The 6,102-nt window shown below is 69.2% G+C and carries 5 protein-coding genes and 1 pseudogene; all 6 read right to left on the bottom strand.

Going from position 1 to position 6,102, the window contains the following annotated elements; genetic code table 11:
• Positions 1–516: complex I subunit 1 family protein (locus VFZ20_RS20275; protein WP_329685759.1), on the bottom strand; the 516-nt coding region annotated here is incomplete at its 3' end.
• A 138-nt stretch (positions 517–654) separates the two neighbouring features.
• Entirely contained in the window at positions 655–2,268 is a 1,614-nt protein-coding gene (locus tag VFZ20_RS20270) for a molybdopterin-dependent oxidoreductase (protein WP_329685758.1), read from the bottom strand.
• 32 nt (positions 2,269–2,300) lie between these two features.
• Entirely contained in the window at positions 2,301–3,599 is a 1,299-nt protein-coding gene (gene nuoF / locus VFZ20_RS20265; RefSeq protein WP_329685757.1) for an NADH-quinone oxidoreductase subunit NuoF, read from the bottom strand.
• Between the two features lie 103 nt (positions 3,600–3,702).
• Complete coding sequence (locus tag VFZ20_RS20260) at positions 3,703–4,392, bottom strand: NAD(P)H-dependent oxidoreductase subunit E (RefSeq protein ID WP_329685756.1); 690 nt, start codon at positions 4,390–4,392, stop codon at positions 3,703–3,705.
• A complete protein-coding gene (gene nuoD, locus VFZ20_RS20255) occupies positions 4,389–5,678 on the bottom strand; it encodes an NADH dehydrogenase (quinone) subunit D (RefSeq protein WP_329685755.1) in 1,290 nt (429 codons plus the stop codon). The genes VFZ20_RS20260 and nuoD overlap by 4 nt, the downstream gene beginning before the upstream one ends.
• Positions 5,679–5,875: 197 nt before the next feature.
• Positions 5,876–6,102 (bottom strand): annotated as a pseudogene (locus tag VFZ20_RS32795) (NADH-quinone oxidoreductase subunit C); the annotation flags it as partial.

Below are 6,102 nucleotides of genomic sequence, written 5' to 3'. Positions count from 1 at the left end.
GCTGATCATCGGCGCGCCGGCGCGCAGGCCGCCCAGCAGCGCGTACTTGTTGCTGCTGGCCCACCCCGCCACGACGATGCCGTACACGCCCAGCGAGCTGAACGCCAGCAGGAACAGGATGCCCACCGGCAGGTCCGCGATCATCATGGGCACCACGCCCCACGGCGTGGGCAGCGGCGCCGCGAACGGGATCACCGCGAAGGTGACCATGGCCGGCGTGATGGAGAGCATGGGGGCCAGGGTGAAGAACACCTTGTTCACCTCGCCCGGGTTGCTCTCCTCCTTGAGGATGTTCTTGATGCCGTCCGCGGCGGGCTGCAGGAGGCCGCCGGGGCCCACGCGGTTGGGGCCCAGCCGGTCCTGCATCCACGCGCTGATCTTGCGCTCCAGCAGCGTGAGCATGGCCACGATGACCAGCACCGCCACGAAGACGATCAAGAGCTTGATGACCGAGGAAACCAGGTATGCAGTCCCTGTTACCTCGGCGAACTTTGCCACCGCCTGTCCTGCTTGCATCTCGCGTCCGGTCCGTTGACCCGCGTGGATGGGGAGCGCGGCCACTGCCGCGCCCGTGATTCAGAGTGCCAAGTTCCAAGTGCCTAGTGCGAACGCCAATCACTTGGTACTTGGCACTAGGCACTTGGTACTGTTCCGTCAGTCCCCCGCCTGCCCCACCGCCTCGGGCAGCGCCGCGCCCTGGGCGCCCAGGTCCGCCCAGCTCAGCATCCCGAACTCCGGGCGGACGGAGGCCAGCCCCGCGAAGGCGTCCGCGGCCGTCCCCGGCGCGCCGCCGTCGCCGATGCCGGCCAGCAGCACGCCCAGGATCTGCCACGCGGGGCGCGCCATGCCCGGCGCGCGCAGCGCCGGCCAAAAGCGCTGCACCCGGCGCTGGAGGTTGGTGAACGTCCCCTCCATCTCCGCGAACGTCGTCGCCGGCAGGACGAAGTGGGCGTTGCGGGCCGCGGGGCTCAGGTGCTGCCCCACGTAGACGAACAGCGACGCGTTCGCGCCAAAGTCCGCCGGCGCGTCGGCCAGCTCGTCGCCCAGGACAAAGAGCACGCCCGTGTGGCCCGCCAGCCGCTCCAGCCCGCCGCGGCCGTCCGTCCCGCCCGTCCGCGCGTAGCCGAACAGCTCCGCGCCCACGGCGTTGGCCGCCCGGTCCGGGCGCAGGGCCAGCGTGGGAAAGCCGGGGAGCGTCACTTCCTCGCCCTGCTCGCAGCGGAAGACGCCCTCGCCGCCGCCCACGGCCGCCATCACCCGCTGCAGCGCGCCCAGGTCCTCGTTCGCCATGAAGGGCGAGGCCACCGCGGCCGCGCCGCCCGCCTGCCCGCGCAGGGCGTCGGCCAGGCGCGTGAGGGCATCCGCCCACGACATGGACACGTGCCGGCCCGACGCGTCGCGCACCAGGGGCGCCTCGATGCGGTCCACCCGGTTGATCCACTGGTAGTTCAGCCGCCCGAAGTCGCACATCCAGTGCGCGTTGACCTCGGGGTTGGGGCGCGGCTTGAGGCGCTGCACCTGGTTGTCGCGCGTCTCCAGCCGGACGTTGCACCCCTGCGTGCAGTTGGGGCAGATCGAAGGAGTCCGGTCCAGGTCCCAGGCGCGGGCCTTGTGCAGGAAGTCCTTGCTGACCAGCGCGCCCACGGGGCAGATGTCCACGATGTTGTCCGCCCACAGGCTGCCCGTGAGACCCTCCTCGAAGAAGGTGTCGATCACGGCGCGGCTGCCGCGCTGCACCACCGTGAGCCGCTCGTCCTGCGCCACCTCGCGCATGAAGCGCACGCAGCGCGTGCACATCACGCAACGGTCCGCGTAGAACACCACGTCCCCGCCAAAGTCGTCGCGGCCCAGGACGCGCTTGGGCTCCTTGCTGCGGCCCATGGCCGGCCCCTCGGCCGCCACGTAGTCCTGCAGCTTGCACTCGCCGGCCTGGTCGCAGACGGGGCAGTCCAGCGGGTGGTTCACCAGGTAGAACTCCAGCACCCCCTCGCGGGCCTTGAGGGCCTTTTCGCTCTGGGTGTGCACCACCATGTCCGGCGCCACCGTGCCCACGCAGGCGGGCACCAGCTTGGGGGCCTTTTCCACCTCCACCAGGCACATGCGGCACTGGGCCGGGGCGCTCAGGCCGGGGTGGTAGCAGTAGTGGGACACGTCCACGCCGGCCGCCGCGCAGGCGTCCAGCAGGCGCGTTCCCTTCTCCACGTTCACCGTCATCCCGTCGATGGTGACGGAGACGGTCTCGACAGCGGGCTTGGTTTCGTCGGCCATGGCCGCGTTCTTTCCCGTAAAAGCGAGCGGCGTCAGCGGGCGCCGGCCAGGGCGGGCAGCCCGGCCTGCATGAGCGCCAGGTAGTCGCCGCGGAACTTCTGGATGCTGCTCACGATGGGCGCGGCGGCCGCGTCGCTCAGCACGCAGATGGTCTTGCCGGACATGTTGTCCGAGATCTCCAGCAGCGTGTCCAGATCGTCGGGCGTGCCGCGTCCCTGCTCGATGCGCTTGAGGATCTTGCTGCTCCACGACGTGCCCTCGCGGCACGGCGTGCACTGTCCGCAGCTCTCGTGGGCGTAGAAGTCCACCATGCGGCGAACCTGCCTGACCACGTTCACGCCCTCGTCCATCACGATCACGGAGCCGCACCCCAGCATGGTCCCCGCGGCGGCCATGGACTCGTAGTCCATCCCGATGTCCAGCTCGTCGGCCGTGAGCATGGGCACGGACGAGCCGCCGGGGATGACGGCCTTGATGGCCTTGCCGCTGGGCGTGCCCCCGCAGATGTCGTAGATGAACTCGCGGAAGTTGAAGCCCAGGGGCACCTCGTAGTTCCCCGGCCGCTTCACGTGGCCCGAGACGCAAAACAGCTTGGTGCCCACGGACTTTTCCGTGCCCCACTGCTTGTACCACTCCGCCCCGTTCAGGACGATGTGGGCCGCCGCGATGAGCGACTCCACGTTGTTCACGGCCGTGGGGTAGCGGAACGCGCCCGCGATGGCGGGGAACGGCGGCTTTACGCGGGGCTCGCCGCGGCGGCCTTCCAGCGAGTTGAGCAGCCCCGTCTCCTCGCCGCAGATGTAGGCGCCCGCGCCGATGTGCAGCGTGAGGTCCAGGGTGATGCCGGACCCGAAGATGTTCTTGCCGATGTAGCCGGCCGCGTACGCCTCCTCGATGGCGCGGGCCATGACCTGTGCCGCCTCGAAGAACTCGCCGCGGATGTAGATGTAGGCGTGCTCGGCGTTGATGGCGTGCGCGCCGATCAGGCACCCCTCGATGAGCGCGTGCGGCGTCCACCGCATGAGCTCGCGGTCCTTGAAGGTGCCCGGCTCGCTCTCGTCGGCGTTGCAGACGAGGAAGTGCGGCTTGCCCGGCTCCTTCTTGGGCATGAAGCTCCACTTCATCCCCGTGGGAAAGCCGGCGCCGCCGCGGCCGCGCAGCCCCGAGTTCTTGACCTCGGTGACGATGTCGGCCGGGGTCATTCCCAGCGCCTTGCGCAGGGCCTTGTAGCCGCCCAGCGCCTCCCACCCCTTCAGCGTCCGCGCCTGCGGGTTGCCGAAGTGCTCGGAAAGGACGCGGGTCTCGCTGTCGTGACGATACGGATAAGCCATGATAGTGCCTAGTTCCTAGTGCCAAGTTCCAAGTGACGGAGCCCGGTGCCCTCACTGGGCACTCGGCACTTGTCACCTGGCACTGCCGCGACGAGCCCCGCCTTCACGTCAGGCGCTCCAGGATCGCCGGCACGTTCTCGGGCCGCACGTTCTCGTAGTAGTGCTCGTTGATCTGGACGGCCGTGGGAAATCCGCAGGCGCCCAGGCACTCCACCTCCATCACCGTGTACAGCCCGTTGGCCGAGATCTCGCCCGGCTCGGTCCCCGTGTGCTTGAGGAACGCCTCCAGCACGGCGTCGCCCCCGCACAGGTTGCACGAGATGTTCGTGCACACCTGGATGAGGTACTTCCCGACGGGGGCCAGGTTGTACATGGTGTAGAAGGTGGCCACGCCCCGCACGTACGCGGGAGGCAGCTGCAGCCGCTCGGCCACCTCGTCCATGGTCCCGGGGCTCAGAAAGCCGCGAAGCTCGTGGGCAAGGTGCAGGGCCGGCAGCAGGGCCGCCTGCCGGTCGGGGTAGCGGCTGATGACCTTCTCCAGCCGGTCCTCGTACGGGCCCGTAAAGAGGGGCGCGTCGGGGCGGCTGGTGGCCACCTGGTACGGCAGGGTGCCGGCCACGGAGGCGTGGCCGCCGTCCGCGGGGCGCTGCCCCACGTACGCCGTGCCGCGGATCTCCTCCTCGGACAGGTGCGCGAACTCGCCGCTGTCGCCGGCGAAGCCCGGGTTCTGCTGCGCGGCCGGCCAGGACGACGGGTCGTACTCGCTGCCGGCCTTGATGGGTGCGGCGCTCATCGGTCAATCTCTCCCAGCACGATGTCGAGCGACGCGTTCACGGCGATCACGTCGGAAAGCAGCGTGCCCTCGATCATGTGCGGCAGCGCGGCGATGTTGATGAAGCTGGGGCCGCGCACGCGCCAGCGGACGGGCTTGGCCCCGCCGTCCGACACCACGTACATCCCCAGCTCGCCCTTGGACGACTCCACCGAGAACCACGACTCGCCCACGGGGGCGCGCACGCCCTCCATGACGATCTTGAAGTGGTGGATCATCGACTCCATGTCGTTCATGGCCGCCGTCTTGGTCGGCAGGATGACGCGCGGGTCGTCGATGTTGATGGGGCCGCCGGGCAGGCGGTCCATGGCCTGACGAAGGATGCGCACGCTCTGGCGCATCTCCTCCATGCGGCACAGGTAGCGGTCGTAGATGTCGCCGTGCTCGCCCACGGGGACGTCGAAGTCGTACGTCTCGTAGTCGTAGTACGGGCGGTCCTTGCGCACGTCGTACGGCACGCCGCTGGCCCGCAGGTTGGGCCCGCTCAGGCCGAAGTTGATGGCGTCCTCGGCGCTGATGCCGCCCACGTTCTGCGTGCGGCCGATCCAGATGGCGTTGTTCGTGAGCAGCGTGTCGACCTCGTCCAGCACGGGGAGAAAGCCGTCCAGGAACTGGCTGAGCTTTTCCACCCACCCGGCCGGCAGGTCCGCCATCATCCCCCCGATGCGGGTGGACGACGTCGTGATGCGCGCGCCGGTGAGGTCCTCGTGCAGGTCGTAGATCTTTTCGCGCTGCTGGAACGTGTACAGGAAGATGGTGAACGCGCCCAGGTCGATGCCCGTGGTTCCCAGCCACAGCAGGTGGCTGAAGATGCGGTCCATCTCCATGAGCATCACGCGCACGACCTTGCAGCGCTCCGTGACCTCGATGCCCATGAGCTTCTCGACCGCCATGGCGTACGCGCAGTTGTAGATGAGCGGCGCCAGGTAGTCCATGCGGTCCGTGAGGGGAACGATCTGGTTCCAGTCACGGTACTCGCCCAGCTTTTCGAAGCTGCTGTGCAGGTAGCCGATGTGCGGCACGCAGCGGATGACGGTCTCGCCGTCCAGCTCCAGCACCAGGCGCAGCACGCCGTGGGTGGCCGGGTGCTGCGGGCCGATGTTGATGAGCATGTGCTCGCCCGACACGTCCTCGTGCACCTCGCGGGCCTCGCCCTGCACGGGGACGACGGGCGCGTGCACCAGGGCGCCCCCGGCGGCCAGCTCGGGGTTGCGGGTGACGTTGTAGACGACTCTGCGCAATGCCATGGTCAGCCCGCTCCTCCCATTCCGCCGAACTGCCCCGGCCCGCCAAAGCCGCCGTTGCCGCCGCCCGTCTCGCCGCCGTCGAACACGTCGGGAAGGGACTGGCCCAGCAGGTGGGCGATCTCCAGCTCCTGGGGCGAGTAGTGGTCCTCGGTCTTCATGCTGAGCGCGCGGCGCGTCTGCTCCGCGCGGCTGAAGCGGCCGCGAAGGGGGAAGTCCTTACGCAGGGGGTGCCCCTCGGCGTAGTTGTACGGCATGAGGATGCGGCGCAGGTCCGGGTGACCCCGGAACACCACGCCGAACATGTCGTAGACCTCGCGCTCCATCCAGTCGGCGGCGCGCCACAGGAAGTACACGGTGTCGATCTCCAGCGCGTCCAGGGGCAGCTCCACCTTGACCCGCAGGTTGAGCTTGCGCTGGATGCTCC

Origin of the sequence: Longimicrobium sp. (assembly GCF_036280135.1) — a bacterium.
Lineage (GTDB): Bacteria > Gemmatimonadota > Gemmatimonadetes > Longimicrobiales > Longimicrobiaceae > Longimicrobium.
Note: the sequence above shows the minus strand (reverse complement) of the source record. Positions and strands in the feature narration are given on the sequence as shown.